Annotated in this window: 13 protein-coding genes and 4 pseudogenes; 13 read left to right on the plus strand and 4 right to left on the minus strand. The window is 58.6% G+C overall.

Translation table 11 applies throughout. The annotated features are described in order from the left end of the window. Nucleotides 1–70 precede the first annotated feature (70 nt). From AVCG78_RS24750 to AVCG78_RS24780, 7 genes and pseudogenes are all read left to right on the plus strand, one after another. The gene (locus AVCG78_RS24750; protein ID WP_087730423.1) at nucleotides 71–2,134 is read left to right on the plus strand and encodes a hydantoinase/oxoprolinase family protein; all 2,064 of its coding nucleotides are present in this window, start codon (nucleotides 71–73) and stop codon (nucleotides 2,132–2,134) included. Further along, a complete protein-coding gene (locus AVCG78_RS24755) occupies nucleotides 2,127–3,827 on the plus strand; it encodes a hydantoinase B/oxoprolinase family protein (protein WP_012650559.1) in 1,701 nt (566 codons plus the stop codon). The genes AVCG78_RS24750 and AVCG78_RS24755 overlap by 8 nt, the downstream gene beginning before the upstream one ends. A gap of 70 nt (nucleotides 3,828–3,897) precedes the next feature. Then, nucleotides 3,898–4,671: an aspartate dehydrogenase domain-containing protein gene (locus AVCG78_RS24760; RefSeq protein WP_007751186.1), complete on the plus strand. Its 774-nt coding sequence runs from the start codon at nucleotides 3,898–3,900 to the stop codon at nucleotides 4,669–4,671. A gap of 38 nt (nucleotides 4,672–4,709) precedes the next feature. Beyond that, nucleotides 4,710–5,678 carry a threonine ammonia-lyase gene (locus tag AVCG78_RS24765; protein WP_012650560.1) on the plus strand — a complete coding sequence of 323 codons (969 nt, stop codon included), beginning with the start codon at nucleotides 4,710–4,712 and terminating at the stop codon, nucleotides 5,676–5,678. A gap of 35 nt (nucleotides 5,679–5,713) precedes the next feature. Beyond that, nucleotides 5,714–6,943: a pyridoxal phosphate-dependent aminotransferase gene (locus AVCG78_RS24770; RefSeq protein ID WP_071584671.1), complete on the plus strand. Its 1,230-nt coding sequence runs from the start codon at nucleotides 5,714–5,716 to the stop codon at nucleotides 6,941–6,943. 130 nt (nucleotides 6,944–7,073) lie between these two features. Next, nucleotides 7,074–7,871, plus strand: coding sequence for a carbohydrate ABC transporter permease (locus tag AVCG78_RS24775; RefSeq protein WP_234618183.1), 798 nt, complete (start codon nucleotides 7,074–7,076; stop codon nucleotides 7,869–7,871). Nucleotides 7,872–7,898: 27 nt separating this feature from the next. Further along, a pseudogene (locus tag AVCG78_RS24780) lies at nucleotides 7,899–8,147 on the plus strand (ATP-binding cassette domain-containing protein); the annotation flags it as partial. A 74-nt stretch (nucleotides 8,148–8,221) separates the two neighbouring features. Here AVCG78_RS24780 and AVCG78_RS24785 read toward each other — a convergent pair. Further along, nucleotides 8,222–9,573, minus strand: a protein-coding gene (locus AVCG78_RS24785; RefSeq protein WP_180609086.1) for an IS3 family transposase whose coding sequence is annotated in 2 segments (ribosomal slippage) — nucleotides 8,222–9,237 and nucleotides 9,237–9,573 — 1,353 coding nt in all. Because the reading frame shifts where the segments join, the coding sequence is not laid out codon by codon here. 12 nt (nucleotides 9,574–9,585) lie between these two features. On the opposite strand from AVCG78_RS24785, the pseudogene AVCG78_RS24790 reads away from it, so the two are divergent. After that, nucleotides 9,586–10,635, plus strand: a pseudogene (locus AVCG78_RS24790) (toprim domain-containing protein); the annotation flags it as partial. Nucleotides 10,636–11,021: 386 nt separating this feature from the next. On the opposite strand, the pseudogene AVCG78_RS24795 reads toward AVCG78_RS24790, so the two are convergent. Next, nucleotides 11,022–12,008, minus strand: a pseudogene (locus AVCG78_RS24795) (ATP-binding protein); the annotation flags it as partial. A 318-nt stretch (nucleotides 12,009–12,326) separates the two neighbouring features. Between AVCG78_RS24795 and AVCG78_RS24800 the strand changes: the two are divergent. The 3 genes from AVCG78_RS24800 (at nucleotide 12,327) to AVCG78_RS24810 (ending at nucleotide 14,783) form a co-directional block, all read left to right on the plus strand. Next, the gene (locus AVCG78_RS24800) at nucleotides 12,327–12,989 is read left to right on the plus strand and encodes a transcriptional regulator (RefSeq protein WP_071584676.1); all 663 of its coding nucleotides are present in this window, start codon (nucleotides 12,327–12,329) and stop codon (nucleotides 12,987–12,989) included. A 122-nt stretch (nucleotides 12,990–13,111) separates the two neighbouring features. Next, nucleotides 13,112–13,678 (plus strand): hypothetical protein, encoded by a 567-nt coding sequence (locus tag AVCG78_RS24805; RefSeq protein ID WP_071584677.1) that lies wholly within the window; start codon nucleotides 13,112–13,114, stop codon nucleotides 13,676–13,678. 106 nt (nucleotides 13,679–13,784) lie between these two features. Further along, a complete protein-coding gene (locus AVCG78_RS24810; RefSeq protein WP_081355329.1) occupies nucleotides 13,785–14,783 on the plus strand; it encodes a 3'-5' exonuclease in 999 nt (332 codons plus the stop codon). A 162-nt stretch (nucleotides 14,784–14,945) separates the two neighbouring features. On the opposite strand, the pseudogene AVCG78_RS24815 reads toward AVCG78_RS24810, so the two are convergent. Beyond that, nucleotides 14,946–15,059, minus strand: a pseudogene (locus tag AVCG78_RS24815) (IS630 family transposase); the annotation flags it as partial. Nucleotides 15,060–15,190: 131 nt separating this feature from the next. Then, complete coding sequence (locus AVCG78_RS24820) at nucleotides 15,191–15,955, minus strand: GntR family transcriptional regulator (protein ID WP_071584678.1); 765 nt, start codon at nucleotides 15,953–15,955, stop codon at nucleotides 15,191–15,193. A 162-nt stretch (nucleotides 15,956–16,117) separates the two neighbouring features. On the opposite strand from AVCG78_RS24820, the gene AVCG78_RS24825 reads away from it, so the two are divergent. Both AVCG78_RS24825 and AVCG78_RS24830 read left to right on the plus strand, forming a co-directional pair. After that, nucleotides 16,118–17,392 carry a M20 family metallopeptidase gene (locus AVCG78_RS24825; RefSeq protein ID WP_087730407.1) on the plus strand — a complete coding sequence of 425 codons (1,275 nt, stop codon included), beginning with the start codon at nucleotides 16,118–16,120 and terminating at the stop codon, nucleotides 17,390–17,392. Between the two features lie 12 nt (nucleotides 17,393–17,404). Beyond that, complete coding sequence (locus AVCG78_RS24830; RefSeq protein WP_071584680.1) at nucleotides 17,405–18,955, plus strand: ABC transporter substrate-binding protein; 1,551 nt, start codon at nucleotides 17,405–17,407, stop codon at nucleotides 18,953–18,955.

Here is an 18,955-nt window from a genome sequence, read left to right on the forward strand (position 1 = left end):
TATATATCAATACTCACACCCGGAGTAACGCTGAACTAGGCGGCCCGGGCTCGATAAAAGGGGATCTTGCTTGAACTGGATTATCGGTGTCGATGTCGGCGGCACGTTCACGGATTTCTTTGCCTTCAACGCTATGAGCGGTGAGAACCGCTACTGGAAGCGCCCTTCCACGCCCGATGATCCGGCAAAGGCGATCATCGACGGACTTGGCGAACTGAGCCGGGCCCACGGCATTGATCTTAAGGACGTCTCGCGACTTTGCCATGGCAGTACCGTTGCAACAAACGCACTTATTCAACGGCGAGGAGCCCCGGTTGCGCTCGTCACGACGAAGGGCTTCCGCGATGTTCTGGAAATCGGGCGGCAGACAAGGCCGGCCATTTTCGACTTCCATCTCGACCAGCCGGCGCCCCTCGTTCCCCGGCGCCATCGTTTCGAAATCAACGAGCGCATCATGGCAGACGGAAGCGTGCGCAAACCCGTTGATGCCAGCGATCTAAGCGCGGTCATCGACGCAATTCGCGCCGAAAAGCTTCCTGCCGTCGCCGTGTGTTTGCTCTTCTCCTACATCAGACCCGAACATGAAAAAGAGGTCGGAGAGGCAATCCGTGCAGCGCTCCCGGATGTTGCGATATCGCTGTCGAGCGAGGTTCAGCCGGAGTTTCGTGAATTCGAGCGGTTCACCACGACTGTCGTCAATGCCTATCTTCAGCCTCGCCTTGATGTCTACATCACGACCCTGATCGAAACACTGGGCAAAGCCGTCCCCAACGCCAAGGTTGGTATCAACCAGTCCAGCGGCGGATTGATGTCGCTGGCAACAGCGCGCGCGTTTCCGGCGCGGATGGCTTTGTCGGGGCCTGCAGCCGGCATCGTCGGTGCGATCGAGATCGCAAAGGAAGCCGGGCGCTCCGAGGTGATTACGCTCGACATCGGCGGCACAAGCGCTGACGTGGCGCTTATTCGCGACAATGTCGCTGAACTCTCCAGTGGGCGAGACGTCGATGGTTTCCCGATCCGGTTGCCGATGATCGATATTGCAACGGTCGGCGCGGGCGGCGGCTCGATCGCGTGGTTCGATACCGACGGCCTGTTTAAGGTCGGCCCGCAAAGCGCCGGCGCTGTACCCGGTCCCGCCTGCTATCGACGTGGCGGGACCCTGCCGACGGTATCAGATGCCAATCTAGTGCTTGGCCGCCTGCCGTCGACCCTGATCGATGGTGAGATGACGCTCAGCCGCGAACTCGCCGAGAAGGCCCTGAAGTCGGTTGCCGACCCCATGGGCAAGTCGATTGAGGCCACCGCTCTGGGCATTCTCGAAATCATGACTGGCAACATGGTCCGCGCCATCCGCACGATGTCGGTTGAACGTGGCCACGATCCGCGGGATTTCGCGTTGATGCCCTTTGGCGGAGCCGGGGCACTTCACGCTCGCGATGTGGCTGTTGCGCTCGGTATCGGTGAAATTATCGTTCCGCTAGCACCAGGTATTGTCTGCGCCCAAGGGTTGACCGACGCCAAACTTCAGGAGAGCTTTGTCGTGAGCAGCCTGATCGTCTGCGAGGATGATGCCCGCGATACAATCACCGCCACTGTGCAGGGATTGCTCCAAGCCTGCGACGACTGGTTTGAACGCGAGCAGATCGAGGCATCGCATCGAAGCATTGATATCAGCGTCGACGCCCGCTTTCGTGGTCAGAACTATGAACTGAATGTCATACTCGGTCAGTCACGTACTGGCGCGCCGCCCGACATCGTCTCCATGGATGAGCTCAGGGAGCGTTTCTTCGCAGCACATCACCGAGCGTATGGGTTTGCAGATCGCCAAGGCTCCGTCGAAATCGTCAACGCCCGGGCCACCGCACACGCCCCCCTGGGCGTGGCAAGATCGCCGATGCAGGTAATTGCCTCCGAACGCCGCCCTCAGGCAAAGCAGTTCCGCGAGGTATGTTTCGGTGTCGCCAAAACAGTGAAGACGCCTGCCTTCCGACGCGATGAGCTTGAGCCCGGAGACCTGATCGAAGGGCCAGCCGTTATCGACCAGATGGATGCCACCACGGTTATTTTCCCAGGCGATATTGCCCATGTCGACACTTTCCGCAATATCCTCATCGAGGTTTCCCAATATGTCTGAGACCGCGACCGTGCTTCACGACCCGATCACGCTGGAAATCCTCTCGAACGCGTTGCGCTCGGTGGCGGACGAGACCTTTGTCGCCCTGCAGAAGAGTGCGTTTTCCACCAATATCAAAGAGCGCCACGACCATTCTACCGCCTTGTTCGACAGTAGCGGCCGCCTCGTCATGCAAGCCCAGAAATCCCTGCCGCTCCATGTGGGCGCGATGTCCGGCACGGTGGCCAAGGTCGTCGAGAAATATGGCACCGACATCCACGAGGGCGATGTTTTCGTCGCAAACGATCCCTACGCCGCGTCCGGCACCCATTTGCCCGACATCTGCATATCCGCGCCCATCTTTTTCGACGGGCAACTGATCGGTTTCAGCAGTTCGACCGCACATCACGCCGATATCGGCGGCGCGAGTGTTGGTGGGTCGGCCGCCGGGTTGACCGAGATCTTTCAGGAGGGCTTGCGGATTCCAATGATCCGCCTTTTCTCGGAAGGGATGGTGAACCAGGAGCTGTTCGACCTCCTGCTGTTGAACGTGCGGCGGTCGGAGGAGCGCAAGGGCGACTACAATGCTCAGTTTGCGGCGGTAGCACTCGGCGTCAAGCGCATGCAGGAGATGTGCCGCCGTTATGGTGGGCCTTACGTTGCTGCTGCCTTCGATGAGATCATCGCCCGGACCAAAAAGCGGATGGAGAGGGCGATCGCGAGCATTCCGCAAGGCGAATATGCCTTTTCTGACATTATCGATGACGACGGGCTGGGGAATGAGAACATCCCCGTTGCAGTCCGGATCATCAAAAGCGCGGATCGCCTCACCGTCGATTTCGAGGGATCTGCCCCCCAGACCGCAGGAAATATCAACTCCCCCTGGGCGGATACTGTCGCAACCGTCATCTATGTATTGAAGTGTGTCCTGGACCCGCACATCCCCAGCAATCATGGCCTGTTTGCAACGGTCGACGTCGTAGCGCCAAAGGGGTCAATCGTCAGGGCGGAGTTTCCGGCCTCCGTGACAAATCGCTCTACGACTGCACAGCGTGTGGTGGATATCATGATCGGAGCCCTGGCTCAGGCACTGCCCGACCGGGTGGTCGCCGCCTCAAACGGTGCCAATACCGGTATCTATTTTTACGGTACCGACCATCGCACCGGCAAGCCGTTTTACTTTTTCGAAACGATGGGAGGCGGCTTCGGCGCTCGCCCGGAAAAGGACGGAAAGGACGCTGTCCAAGTTCACACTACCAATACCGCCAATACGCCCGTCGAAGCGCTCGAAAGAGAATTTCCGCTGTTTGTCGAGGAGTATTCGGTGGTGGAGAATTCCGGTGGCGCAGGTCGTCAGCGCGGCGGCTGTGGGCTGCGTCGCATCGTCAGGCCGCTTGGTCAATCCTGCACATTCGGGGGGACTGGCGAGCGCTTTAATAACCGCCCATGGGGTTTGTTTGGTGGTCAGCCCGGGGAGATGGGCAGCTTCGCGATCTCGGGCGACGATGGAAGCATGACGCGCCTGCCGAACAAGATCCCCAAAGTGCCTGTGGCACCCGACCAGACCGTCGTCATGCAAACGGCTGGCGCCGGCGGATATGGCGATCCCGCCGAGCGTACGCCCGCCGCGGTCCATGACGATCTTCTCGATGGGCTTTTCTCCCGTGCGTATCTCGAAAAACATTACCCCGCACAGATCAAGAGCGCCGAGTAAACGGAAACAAACAGGCAAGGCCCGGCAGGCAGGTCTCGCGACAGCCAGCTTGAAACAGCAGGAGGGCACCATGATGGCGAAAGCGCGCAAAGTTGGAATTATTGGCGCGGGAACGATCGGCAGGGCGATCCTCCACGATCTGATGACATCGCGCCTTGCGGAGATCGACTATATACTGATTTCCAATCCAAGCAGACATGTGGACCTGCGCGATTTGGGCCCAGCCATTCTCACCGACACGGAAGAAGCGCTGGAGCGATCTGTGGACCTTGTCATCGAGGCGGCAATGCCGGATATCCTGGCTCGTGTGGCGCCAGCTGCGCTCCGCTCCAGCGATGTCTGCGGCTTCAGTTGCACCGCGCTTGCCGACCCGACGACCGAGGCGGCGATCCAAGCTGCTTGCCAAAGGTCGGGGCATAGACAACACGTTCCCCACGGCGCGATCCTTGCGCTAGATGGACTTGCAGATGGTCGTGACGTGATCGATCGTGTGACGGTGACTACGACCAAAAGTGGCAAAAGCCTTGGGATCGACAAGGATGCAGAGGGTGTGATCTTCGAAGGTCCAACGCGCGATGTTTGTGCCCGCTTTCCCCGCAACGTGAATGTCCATGCCGCCATCGCGCTAGCTGGGATCGGTTTCGACAATACTGTCAGCCGCGTCGTAGCCGCTCCCGGGCAGGAAGACATGCTGCACCGTCTGGTAGTCGGGGGCAGGGGCTTTTCCTGGGATATCCAAGTGTCTTCCCGTTCGCTCGGCGGGGTCACCGGTGCCTACACGCCACGGTCCGCAGTGGGGTCCATTCGCCGTATTCTGGCCGGTGGCGGATTAAGCATTGCCTGACCAATGCGAGGCAACGGCAATCGAAGGGCAGTTTAGGCATGAGCACAACGATCGATATCGAGGCCGCAGCGCGCCGCATAAACGAAAATGCGCTCCGAACGCCGCTTCTGAATTCCCCGCTGATGGACGACGTTGCCGGGCGGCGCATCCTTGTCAAAGCCGAATGCCTGCAGAAAACTGGATCTTTCAAGTTTCGCGGGGCCTGGTCGGCAATCTCCGCTCTTCCCAATGATATTCGCGACCGCGGGGTTATTGCATATTCGTCCGGCAATCACGCACAAGGCGTAGCACTCGCCGCCCGCATGCACGCCATACCTGCTGTGATCGTCATGCCAGCCGATGCCCCGAAGATGAAGGTCGATAACACGCGTGCCTATGGCGCCGAAGTCGTTCTCTATGACCGGCGGACGGAAGATCGCGACGCGATCGGCGTGGACATTGCCCGAGCCAGAGACCTGACACTCATACGCCCTTACGACGAGCCTAACGTGATCGCAGGGCAAGGCACGATCGGGCTCGAACTTGTCGAGCAGTTGAAGGCACTCGGTGTCGCCGACACGCAAATTCTCGTACCGTGCGGCGGTGGTGGGCTGACCTCGGGAACTGCGCTTGCGCTCGAAGCCTCAGGCACTGGGTGGACCGTGCGCCCCTGTGAGCCTGAATGTTACGACGACACGACCCGCTCGCTGGCGCAAGGGTCGGTCGTTGCCAATCCTGGGTATGCACCCACAATCTGTGATGCGATCATGACGCCGCAGCCCGGCAATGTCACCTTTCCAATTATGCACAGATTGTGCGGACCCGGTCTGGTTGTTTCCGACGACGAGGTTCGCAGGGCCATACGGCTAGCCTTCAACCATCTGAAGATCGTAGTCGAACCGGGTGGTGCGATCGCGCTCGCTGCAGCGCTTTCCCGCCAGAACAGAATCGACACGGATACGATTACCGTCATCGCTTCAGGCGGGAACGTTGATCCTCATGTCTTTGCGTCGATGTTATCGATGTAATGCGTTATTCATCCTAGTTTCAGGAAGAGGTTTGCATGACCACGGTACTCGAAAAATTTGAAAAGTTGAAGACCGAGCATGCGCCCGGGCAGGAGGTACGGCAAAAGACGCCCGCCTTCGAAGAGTTGTTGATTGGCGAAAAGCTCGAAGGTCGAACGGTTGATTTCTCCCATGGCGACGTCGATGCATTCCTTCCGACCCCTGGTGCTTTCGAAGAGTTCAGCGACGGTGTGCACAGCGGCGGCAAGCAAGCCTACACCGTGTATCGTGGGCTTGCCGATCTCCGCGAAATTCTGTCGGTGAGGCTCACGAGCTTTACCGGCGCACCGGTCAACGCTGCCGACAACCTGATCATTACCCCCGGAACGCAAGGCGCTCTTTTCCTGTCTGTCGCCGCGACTGTTGCCGCCGGCGACAAGGTTGCAATAGTCCAGCCCGACTATTTTGCAAACCGTAAGCTTGTCGAATTTTTCGAAGCGGAAATGCTGCCGGTTCAGCTCGACTATCTTGGCACTGACAAGGCTGCGGGGCTCGATCTCAACCAGTTGGAGGCAGCCTTCCGCGATGGCGCCCGCGTATTCGTGTTTTCCAATCCTAACAATCCGACCGGCGCGGTCTATTCCACGGAGGAAATCGATGCCATCGCGGCGCTTGCGGACCGGTACGGCGCAATGGTCATTGTCGATCAACTCTACTCGCGCCTTTTGTACGAAGGCACGGAATACCAGCACCTCCGCGCCGTTGGCGGAACCGGCCGCGACAACGTCATCACGATCATGGGGCCATCTAAAACCGAGTCGTTGAGTGGTTACCGTCTCGGCGTCGCCTTCGGCCCCTCATCGGTCATCGAACGAATGGAGCGGCTCCAGGCGATCGTCTCCCTTCGCGCTGCCGGATATAACCAGGCGGTCCTCCAGACTTGGTTCTCTGAACCTGATGGCTGGATGAGCGAGCGTATCAAACTTCACCAGGCTATTCGCGATGATCTCCTTACCCGTTTCAGGGCGAGAGCAGACGTCGCAGTACGCACACCACAAGCCGGAAGCTATATGTTTGCCAAACTGCCGCGGCTTCGGGTATCGCCTATCGACTTCGTCAAGATCTTGCGCCACCAGGCAAGGGTGATTGTGACGCCGGGAAGCGAGTTCAGTCCCCACACCGCCTCCAGCATCAGGCTGAATTTCTCCCAGAATCATGCGGCCGCTACGGGGGCTGTCGAACGATTGGTTACGCTGATCGAGCGGTACAGAGAAGCGCGGCCCTAACAGTAGGCTCCTGGTCCATGCTGCCTGAACTTGCTCCGCGGGCCGCTATTCTATCACTCAGATTAACGTCCACAAATCAAAACGCGGCCAAACGGACCGGCATCTTCCGCGAAAGGCCACTCTTTAACGGTTGGATAGATACCCTGATGCGGATCGTCTTGTTCTCCGGCGGAAGCGCCTGATCACCTCGTTCAAGAGCGCGAAGGAGATCGCCACCAATCCCGGCCTGATCATCCAGGCTCCGACGCTCGTCAACTATGTGAAGGTGCTGACGGACACGAGCCGCTTCAACATCTACGCTTTCCTGCTCAATAGCACGTCGGCCGCCTTCATCGGCTCCTTCCTGGCGCTCCTTCTGTGTCTGCCGGCTGCCTACGCGATCGTTAGGACGAATGTCGGCCGCAAGCATCTACTGCCGATCGTCGCCAACCTTCGCGCCGTGCCTTTGGTGGTGTTCGCGATCCCGCTCTACATGATGTTCCAATTCGTCGGCCTCCTCGACACCCGGACAGGTCTCGGGTTGATCCTGACGATCGTGAACCTGCCGCTCAGCCTCATGATGATGGTCAACGCCATTTCCGAGATTCCGGGGGAGATCGACGAGGCGGCCCGCATGGACAAGGCGAGCGCCTTCGTCATCCTCCGGAGGATCGTCGCCCCGGTCATACGACCCGCGATGGTAACGGCCCTGATCTTCGGCTTCATCACGGCATGGAACGAGTACCTGTTCGGCCTCATGCTGACGACCCGGCAGGCTGTGCCGATCACGGTCGGCGCGTCGTTCTTTTTCTCCGCAAGCGGCGGCGGCATCCAGTGGGGCGCTTCGTCTGCAGTCATGATCCTCGGCGCACTGCCTCCCGCCATCCTCGGAAGTCTCATCTATCGACAACTGACCGGATCCATGACCGCCGGCGCGGTCAAAGGTTGATCGGCAAGCATTTGAATTGGAGGGACCATGTCACAGATCAGATTTGAGAAGACCAGCAAGGTCTTCGGCAAGATAACCGTCATACCACCGCTCGATCTGGAGATCGGCAAGGGAGAATTCGTGGTATTCGTCGGCCCATCGGGCAGCGGAAAGTCGACGCTTCTCCGCCTGATCGCGGGTCTCGAGGACGCCAGCGGCGGCAAGATCAGTATTGAGGGCAAGGATGTCACCAGGGTTCCTTGCGGGGACCGAGGCCTCGCGATGGTGTTCCAGAGCTGTCCGTCGTCGAATGATTTGAGACTTCCTCGGCTTTGGAAGAATGGAGTTTCCGGCTCGGTTTGCGCGTTGATTTAAGCTGCTTTCTTTTGGTGGTTCAAGCGGCGTTGTCTGATGGTGTCTCTTTTGATCTTTTCGCGTTCGAGCAGTATGGTCTGGCCGCGCCCGGAGTAGACGTCGGCTGGGGTAAGATTGTCGAGGCTTTCGTGATAGCGCCGATGGTTGTAGTGCTCGACAAAAGCCGCGATCTGAGCTTCGAGGTCCTCCTGGAAGAAGTAGTTTTCGAGCAGGATGCGGTTCTTCAGCGTCTGGTGCCAGCGTTCGATCTTGCCCTGCGTTTGCGGATGGCCGGGAGCGCCGTGGACCTGCCCGATCTTGTATTTCTCCAGCCATTCACCGAGATCGGAAGCAACGTAACACGGGCCGTTGTCGGACAGCAGGCGCGGCCGGTGTTCGACCTTGACCTTGTCGCATCCTGATGCCGCAAGCGCCAAGTCGAGCGTGTCGGTAACATCCTCGACTTTCATGCTGGTGCACAGCTTCCAGGCGATGATGTAGCGCGAGAAGTCGTCGAGGATGGTCGACAGGTAGAACCATCCCCAACCAATGACCTTCAGATAGGTGAAGTCAGTTTGCCACATCTCGTTCGGGCGCGTGGTCTTGTCCTTGAACTCGTCGTTGGCCTTGATGACGATATAGGTGGGCGACGTTATCAGATCGTGGGCCTTGAGCAGGCGGTAGACCGAAGCCTCTGATACGAAATAGCTTTCCGTGTCGGTGAACTTCACGGCCAGTTCGCGCGGCGACAACTCGGCATGATCCAGCGCCATTTCGATGATACGGTCCCTGACATCGTCGGGAAGACGGTTCCATACCCGTGACGGGGCGGATGTCCGGTCTTCCAGCCCCTCGACGCCGTAGGTCAGGAAACGATCATACCAGCGGTAGAAGGTCGGCCGAGGAATGCCGAGCTTGTCGAGGGTCTGCTTGGCAGGCAGGTGGGATTCTTCCACGAGCCGGATAATCTCAAGCTTCTCGGTGGCGGGATATCTCATTCGTCGCCGCCCCCATCCCCGATCATGCTTTTTTTAAGCAGGCGGTTTTCCAGGGTGAGGTCGGCCAGAGCCTCCTTCAGGTCGCGGCTTTCACGGCGCAGTGCTTTCACCTCGTCAGTGGTTGCCGAACGGGCGGTGTCGCCCGCAAGCCGCTTCTTGCCAGCTTCGAGGAATTCCTTGGACCAGCTATAATACAGGCTCTCGGCAATCCCTTCACGTCGGCAGATTGCGGCAATGCTGTCCTCGCCACGAAGGCCTTCCAGCACGATGCGAATTTTCTCTTCCGACGAATGGTGCTTGCGCGTGGCGCGGCGGATGTCCTTGATCGTCTTCTCGGTCGTCGATGTCTGCGGCCCGGATTTCTGTCTCATGGGCGCTGATGTCGGACAGTGCTGACCAAGGGCATCCGCAGTTTCGGCGACATGGTTCAAAACAAGAGGGCCAAGGACATCACTCCCGACGATGTGATGTCAACCGTGGCCTCGATGCTCGCTGTCTACATCCGCGAGCCCGAGTTCGTCGGCCAGACCAAGGACAAGCTGGCGACGGCCGAGGCGCAGCGGACCGTCGAAAAGGCGATGTCGGATGCTTTCGACCACTATCTGTTCCAGAACAAGTCCGAAGGGACCAAACTCCTTGAATGGGTGATCGACCGGGTAGATGAAAGGTTGCGCCGGAAGAAAGAGAAGGACGTTTCCCGCAAGACTGCCGTCAAGAAGCTCAGGCTTCCAGGCAAGCTGGCCGATTGTTCGCAGAACGATCGCAAAGGGACTGAACTTTTCATCGTCGAAGGAGACTCAGCTGGCGGCTCCGCCAAGCAGGCCAGAAGCCGCCTTGACCAGGCGATCCTTCCGCTGAGAGGCAAAATCCTGAATGTGGCGAGCGCGACGCGGGACAAGATGGGGTCGAACCAGCTCATCAACGACCTAACCACTGCGCTCGGATGCGGGACGCGCAGGAACTACCGCGAGGACGACCTCCGCTACGAGCGCATCATCATCATGATTGATGCTGACGTGGACGGCGCCCATATCGCGTCGCTGCTGATCACTTTTTTTTATCAGGAAATGCCGAAGCTTGTGGAGGAAGGACATCTCTTTCTTGCCGTGCCGCCGCTCTTTCGGCTGACGGTCGGTTCGAAGACCGTCTATGCCCGAGATCACGCGCACAGGGCAAAGCTGCTTAAGTCAGCTGGGTTCAAAAACAAGAAGGTCGAGATCGGACGGTTCAAGGGACTAGGTGAAATGATGCCCGCGCAGCTCAAAGAAACCACTATGGACCCGACGACGCGAACATTGCTCAAGGTTGCTATCAGCGAGGGTCTGGAAGACGCGACAGCCGAAGTCGTTAGCGCTCTTATGGGGACCAAAGCTGAAGCCCGGTTCTCGTTTATTCAGGCGAACGCAGAGTTCGCACAAAACCTCGACATTTAAAAATAGCAAAGCCGTGACCATCGCCGAGGAAAGGATAGGCTCTGAGCTCCTCGGGATCGCTAAGTATGGCCCGTCCGACATTTTCACACACCCGTGACTGAGCCGCTACGTTTTACCACGGTTTGGGAACATCTTCTGAGGTGGGTGGGCATTCAGTTGGGGGCACGCGTTCTAGCGTAATGTCCGGGGAAGAACTTACGAAGCATAGTTGTCAACGTCCCCGACATACTACATGGCACCTCGAGAATAGGGATGCAGATGACAAGGAATACACGGCAGGAGATCGCGGACAGAGTACTGGCGCGAATGCGTGAACGCGGGTTCACCGTCGAACAGGACAGCGCCTTCATGAACCTCATCGACGACTGGACGCATGGCCTCATAGAAATGGCGGAGGTCAGCACTGCGCGTAGGCCGTTTTCGTGAGTGCCGCCTTCACGCGTCGGGATGGTGTTGCAGTAGGAATTTACATAGCCATCGTCGGTATGCCAGGTCACCGCCCATTCGACCGCGCCGTGCCTACCTGCCGTGCCGACGCTGCCCGCGAAAGGTTCGGAGACGATAGTCGCTTCCTTACCCAGCGCCTCAAGCAGGTAGTCCTTGAGACCGCCGGGGAAATGCAGCGTCGCCTCGGCCGGTGTCGGATCCTTTCGTTCAAGCAGTGATTGGTCGCATTTCCACCTGATCTTCACGCCCTTGACGAGATACGCCTTCGACCGTGCCATGCGAAACAGGGTTGCCGGGTCGAAGCTAAGGGCATTTCCAAAGATTTCAGGATCGGGATGGAAGCGAACGGTCGTGCCGCGCTTCTGTACCCTGCCGACATGTTGAAGCGCAGAGGTCGGCTTGCCGCGGGAATAAGTCTGTTTGTAAAGCTGGAGGCCGCGAGCCACTTCGACGACGAGATCGTCCGAAAGCGCGTTGACGACTGAGACGCCGACGCCATGCAGTCCTCCGGAAGCCTCGTAAGCGGACCCGTTGAACTTTCCGCCTGCATGGAGTTTGGTCATGATGACTTCGAGTGCGGAGACGCCCGACGAATGCTCGTCAATCGGAATGCCTCGCCCGTTGTCTGCTACCGACAGCATCCCGTCCGCGGTCAACTCCACGTCGATCACCGTGGCGTGGCCGGCAACGGCCTCGTCCACCGAATTGTCCAGCACCTCGGCAAAGAGGTGGTGGTAGGCCTTCAAGTCAGTACCGCCGATATACATCCCCGGCCTCGCACGGACCGGCTCCAAACCCTCAAGAACCTTGATGGAATGCGCGCCGTAATCGGATTCTGCAGCTAGCTTGGGCGCTGCTTCTTTCGTCCGCTTCGCTACCACCTTGGCTACCTGGAGCGAAGTTTTGCTGTCGAAGAGGTCGGTCATGTCTCGTGCTCAGTTCCCGCTTTGTTCTCTCTGTTCCTAACATACTGGACATGCTTGTCTAGGCACCTGTGGCTCGGGGGAGGGCGGATAGCCTGTTGCTCACTCGAAGATAAAGGACATCGCCTCGCAGATGGATCCTGGAACATATAGGTTCCACCCGCTCAAATTGCTTGAAGCTGCGGGAACCGGCTTGGATCCTCTTTTAGAACCAAATGCCCCGTCGGGGTGGACTGACAGCTTTCCAGTCGCTATCTCCTCGGCTTACGGCGACTTAGGGCACGTCGCGACACATCTTCAAAAAATCCGGAAGCTCTTCGAGTGAAAAAGACACAACGTAGTTTTGCGATCGAATACAAATCCGGCCGCCGGAAAATTGACGCCAAGCCTAACTCTATCTGGGGCAGTATGGACCTCAAGTCTGTCGCGCGGGACGTAGAGGAGGAGGCTATGCCATTCCTGCAGAAGGTGTCTGCAGGCGATGAATTGGATCCGGATATGTCGGCACCAGAAGAAAATCCCCCTTCGCCAAGATTGACACCGCCCGCAGCGACGCCGACAAGTGCTGAAGAAACACGAGGGATGTTCATGGCCGACGACACCGATACAATCAACGATGCTGAAGCGCCCGCGCTTGAAGAAGCGCCTGTTGCACAAAAGAAGCAACGCAAGCCCCGGGCGAAGAAGACATCTCTGGGGGCTGGGACCGACACGATAGCAGAGACTGCCTCAGGCGGTATCGATGGTCAAAAAATGCGAGGCCGCAAGGCAAGCATGAGCGAAGGCCCAGCGGCAGCCAAGCGCCGAGCCCCCAAGGTCACACTTGAGGTTGACCAAATCGCTGATGAGGTGGCGCCTTCAGCTGGCGATGAAATGGCCGATCTCCTGCAGCTCGAGGCGGAAAACCAGAGGCTGCGCAAGCTGCTGGCTGAAAAGCTTCGTTCCGAAAACGCCGATCTTCGGAAAAAGCTCAAGCTCGATTGACCTGTCGGCTGCGGCCAAGGACTGGCCACATGATCACATTAGCGAGCTAACGAGTTCGGCGGCTACCAGACTGTCGCCGGACAGAACCCGCATGCATGCGGAATAGATGCGAGGTTGATCCAATGGCATCTCCTTGGAAGTTTTTGAGCCGGTTCGTGCCAGGCCGACGCGGGCAAAAGCAGGACGACGGCAAAGTCGTCCACCCGAAGCCGGATGTCCTGGCTATTGCCGGTCCGTCCGGGTCGGTGGCGGAGGAAGACTTCGACTCCGAAGACCCGTTGGCAGATGTTGAGCTGCCACGTCCGGATCCATCCGATCCTGTTTCGGTAGAGCATGAGCCTGTGGGCGGCGCCGTAGAGGAAGCTGGTGAGAAGTTGGACAATGTCGTCGCCGGCATTGTGGTTGATGGTTCGGCGCCATCCGACAACACGGATCTTGGCGTCACCTCTGCACCGGATGCTACGGATCTTCACCCACCTGTCGAGGGCAAAGCACGCAAACCGAGGCCACGCGCAAAGAAACCCGAGCCGGTTGTGGTCACTGCGCAAGTCTCTTTGGGCGTCGACACCGCGTCGGATGACACGATAAGCCTTGATGAGGAGATCAGGGTGCTCAGGGGGCAGCTAGCAGCCAAGCTTCAGCTGCAAAACGCGCAGCTGAGAAAGATGCTGGAGCGATTCGAGCGATAACCCAAGACGATGCCAGATCGCTTAAAGCCGGATAGGGATCAGTTTTCTGGGTGGGATATGTCTTTCAGGCTACATGTTAATGCCAGTGCATGGTAATTCTGAAAAGATGACGCGACAGGATCAAGCCGACAGAACAGCCCAATTTGATATGTTCGATGACGCGGCGGTGGTCCAAGAGACGGCGGCCTACTCCACCTCGCGTGCCAGACGCGTCAAGCGTCAACCCCTGGAAGAAGCGGAGATGGTGGCGCATCTTGCAGCCTCTGGCCGCTACCGCATCCTGCACAAGCTCGAACCACGTCGGGTCGCAGTCAGCGTTGGCCCAGAATGCCCCCTGAAGGGCGTCATCGTCGACACCGAAACCACCGGTCTCAACCACCGCAGAGACGAGATCATCGAAATTGGCGTTATTGCCTTCACCTTCGATGAACAGGGGGCTATCGGTGATGTCACTGGAGTGTATGGCGGACTGCAGCAGCCTGAATCCGCCATCCCAGAAGAGATCACCAAGATCACCGGCATTACTGACGAGATGGTTGCCGGTCAGCTTATCGATATACCGATGCTGCGGTCCCTAATCGAACCTGCTGATTTGATTATCGCCCACAATGCCAGTTTCGACTGTCCGTTCTGTGAAGCATTCTCGCCGGTGTTTTCCGGTAAGGCATGGGCCTGCTCAAACGCCGAAATCGACTGGTCAGAGCGAGGCTACGAGGGCACCAAGCTTCGTTACCTGATCAACCAGGCCGGCTTTTTCCACAATGGCCATCGTGCGGTCGATGACTGTTTTGCGCTGCTGGAGGTTCTCGACCGGAAGGGTGATGCGGATAGTTCCACCCCCTTCGCGGACCTCTACAAAGCGAGCCAGCGCTCGCGTGTCCGTATCTTTGCAGAGAACAGCCCTTATGATCTGAAAGATCACCTGAGGGCGCGGGGCTACCGTTGGTCGGATGGAAGCGAGGGCGGGCCGAAATCTTGGTGGGTTGAAGTGGATGAGACGGATCTCGAAGACGAGCTCCATTATCTCCGCCGGGAGATTTACCGATATCCCGAAGCAGACCCGCTGACGAAAGTCATGACGGCGTTTGACCGATTTCGAGCCTAATGCTCTTGTCCTGAACTTGCCTAAGAAGGGGTCAAATGCTTCCAGCGCATAGCTGTACTGCGGTTGCCTGCCGTACTCACATCGAAGAAATCACGTAAGAATACCTCCAACGAAGCGATGCACCTCCTCCCGCAGGGCTTCGGAATTTAGAGCAAATCCTGTTCAGTCCGGGTCATATCCGGCGGCTCTAAAATAGTTTGCGCATTCCGCTGGTGTGAAGCGGTGGACCAAGGCGCCCACCGCATCCCACAGTGCGTCAATTGTTCGTTCACCCCGCGGCGGGCTTCATATCTACCTGATCGACGTCCGAGGAGGTGAGATCGAGAGAGAATTGATGGCAGAAGACCAAGGGTTGAGTTCGAGTCTCTTCAACAGCTGGAAAAGGTTCCTCGCGAAAAATCAAAAGCTTATTGCACCTCATTTACGTATCGATGGTTAGCCGTAGTGGCCCGATGTGCCGAAATCAGAACTGGAACGGCCATCTGGTCATAGGCGACCTCATCGATGGTGAGCACCGCGGCAGGTTGCCCCAGGTCTAGCCACCGGACATCGTCCTCCGTCGCCAAATCGGCCCCGATTTGCTCGCGGATGGCCGAGATGCGGATCCCATGTTTTTCAAGAAGATGTAGGTAGAAGAGCGGGGGAATGTCCTCAGCCTTTTCTGGGAAGTCGGGAATTCTGTCGCTAGCGAGCGTAAGCGTTTCATGCATAATCGGGCGCTCGTCCACGTATCTGACCCGATGAAAGCTCACAGTCGGAGCTCGTTCTTCAATCTGAAGCTTGCGTGCCTCGCCGGCTACGGCGTGACCTCTTTTCAACCGAGTTACTTTGGTAACTGACTTGCTCAGGGACCCGTCTAGCCCGTGCAGTCGAAAGTACTGAAAAAAGAGCCTGAGGCTATGCTGCGGTTTACGGCCGGTGACTATTGTCCCTGTCTTGCGCCTGCGGCTTAGAATGCCGTCATTCGTTAAATCCATCAATGCTCGGCGAATGGTCCCGACCGCGACCCCGTATGTTTGGGAAAGTGCAACCTCACTCGGCAGAACTGCGCCCGCTTTCAGGTCCCCGATCATGATCGCTTCTGTGATCTGCCGCTTAACCACTTCATAAAGCGGGATAGCGAGCTCGCTGAGGTTAACTGATGTTGATGAATTTATAGGCGATCCAGCCAATGAATTGCCTCTTCTTTGGAGTTGACGAGAACCAGTCGGATGAGCAGTATTACTATATAGTTTATATGAAAGCACAAGCTGAGGAGGCGGTTTGCTTTGAGCCGAGGAGACATCGTGAGCTCGCACCGAACCACCTCACAAGAAGGCGCTTTCAACACTGCCATGACAGCGATTGAGCGCTATGTCGAGACCGCCGTTGCTGATCTCGCCCGTATGATCGAAGTCGATACGTCATTCCCGCCAGGCGAAGGTTACCATGCCTTCGCAGACCTGATGCAGGACTTGCTAGCGCCGATGGGCTTTGACTGCACCCGCGTGATCGTGCCGGAAGAGCTCTGGAAGGTCGAGGGAGGCCCTGCTTCAGGTGCGCGCACCGATCTTATCTCCTCGCGCGAGACCGGGAAGCCGGTTCTCGGCCTTTATTACCACGTCGATACGGTTCCGGCAGCCCCCGGCTGGCAGCGTGATCCGCTGAAGCTCACCGTCGAAGGTGATACGCTCTACGGTCTCGGCGCCGCCGACATGAAGGGCACAATCGCCGCGACGCTTCTGGCGCTTCGGGCAGCGAAAGAGGCGGGCGTCGAACTCGCTTACGATCCGATGCTGCTGCTGTGCACTGACGAGGAGGGCGGGCTTTATCCAGGCATCCGCTACCTGGCCGAACAGGGCATGCTAAAGGGCCATATCCTCAATTTCAACGGCTCGGCCGCGCCGCGTGTCTGGGCCGGATGTTTCGGCATCTTCAACCTGCAACTGACGATCCGTGGCCATGCCGTGCATGCCGGCGAGGGCAACCGCACCGGCGCAGGCATCAATGCGATCGAGGGCGCGCTGCCGGTCATGAACGCACTGATGGGCCTAAAGCCGGTCGTTGCTGCCCGAGCCTCGGCGCTCGCCCCGCCGCCCCATGCGACGGGCCCGCTGCGCCCGCAGCTGACGATCGCAGCCGTCGAAGGTGGCACAGCCGGCGGCCAGGTGCCGGCCGAGGTAAAAATCCTCGTCAGCCGCCGTTATGCGCCGGAAGAAAGTTATGAAGAGGCCCGCGCCGAGATCGAGGCCGTCATCAACAAGGCTGTTACCGAAACGCCGGGCCTTGGGCTTGGCATTGATCTCGTCGGTCATCTGATCCCGACTGCCGATCCGGACGGGCCACACTGGCCGCGCTGGCAGAAGGCGCTGTCGGTCGGTTTCGGTTACAAGCCGGAAGACTTTCACAAATGGGGTGCGGCAAGCTGTTCGGACTTTGGCTACGTCCAGAAGGCCGGTTTTACGCAGGAAGTGCTGCTGAGCGGTCTCGGCCGGCCGGAAAGCTGCATTCACAGCCCGGAAGAACATACGACGAAACAGGACATCGTCGCGCTCGCCAAGAGCATTCTTGCCTATCTCGCGGCGGATTTCGCCGCCGATCTCATTCCCGAAACCGCATCCATAATCTGAAGGGGACTACGCATGCTTGAAATGAAACGACGCTTTTTCCTGGCCGGCACCGCTGCAATCCTCGCAGCACCCGCCATGACGCCCGCTTTCGCCGCGGCTCCGACCAAGGGTGGCACCCTGCGTGTCTCGATCGACCAGGCCGTCAGCGTCATCCATCCGCTGCTGACCCGCGTTAACCCGGAATACCTGGTCAGCGAACTGCTCTACAGCAACCTGACCCGTCTCAAGGTCGACATGTCGGTCGAGCCGGATCTGGCCGAAAGCTGGAGCGCCAATGCCGAACTGACCGAATGGACCTTCAAGCTTCGTTCGGGCGTAAAATTCCATGACGGTTCGGCCTTCTCCGCCGATGACGTCGTCGCCACCATCAAGGCGATCCTCGATCCGGCCAATGCTTCGCCGGGCCGCAACAATATCGGCCCGATCGCATCGGTTACGGCCGTCGAGCCGCAGACTGTCAGCTTCAATCTGTCCGGCCCTTATGCCGACCTTCCGGTCGCACTGGCCTATACCAACGCCCGCATCATTCCGGCCGCAATCGCCACCGGCGAATTCAAGAGCCTGGCCACCAAGGCCGTTGGCACCGGTCCCTTCAAGCTCACCTCCTACGAGCCTGACCGCCTGATCGTCGTTGAGCGCAACCCGGCCTATTACGATCCGGCACGTCCCTATCTCGATCGTATCGAAATCCGCGTCTTCCCGGATCTGTCTGCCGAAGGTTCGGCCCTCATCTCCGGCGATACCGACATCATGTCCACCGTCCAGCCGACCGAATTCCTGCGTCTGAAGGACAGTGCCGGCGTCGATACGCTGCGCGTTCCGTCGGGCCAGTTCTGCAACATCAACTTTGGTTGCGACACCGCACCGTTCAACGATCCGCGCGTCCGCCGCGCCATCGCGCTCACGGTCGATCGTCAGGCCATGGTCGAATTCGTCACCGAAGGTTTTGGCACGCCGGGCAACGACACCCCGCTCAACCCGTCCTACCAGTTCTTCAAGCCGGTCGCGACGCGTGCTCAGAACATCGCGGAAGCCAAGAAGCTGCTTGCCGAAGCCGGTCATCCGAACGGTTTCGAGACGACCCTGATCGCGTCTGACCGTCCGTCGGTGCGTGGCCACCTGGCCGTCGCGATCCGCGAAATGGCCAAGGAAGTCGGTATCACCATTAACGTGCAGACGATGCCGCATGCGACCTATCTCGATCAGGTCTGGAAGAAGGGCTCGTTCTACGTCGGCTTCTACAACATGCAGCCGACCCCGGACGGCATCTTCAAGCTGCTCTACACCTCCGACGCCTCGTGGAACGAGACGCGCTGGAACAACAAGGCTTTCGACGCCCTCGTCGCCGAAGCCCGCGGCACGACCGACAAGGAAAAGCGCACAGACCTCTACACCAAGGCGCAGGCCCTGATGAACCAGGAAGTCCCGTCGATCATCCCGGCCTTCTTCGACGTGCTCGCCGCCAAGCGCAGCTGGGTCCAGGGTTACGAAGTGCATCCGCGCGCTTCCGTCTTCCGCCTCGACTACGTCTCCTTGACCGACAAGGCACCGAAGCGCGGCTGA

It is taken from the genome of Gillisella vitis, from assembly GCF_021559775.1.
In the GTDB taxonomy this organism is placed as follows: Bacteria; Pseudomonadota; Alphaproteobacteria; order Rhizobiales; family Rhizobiaceae; genus Allorhizobium; species Allorhizobium ampelinum.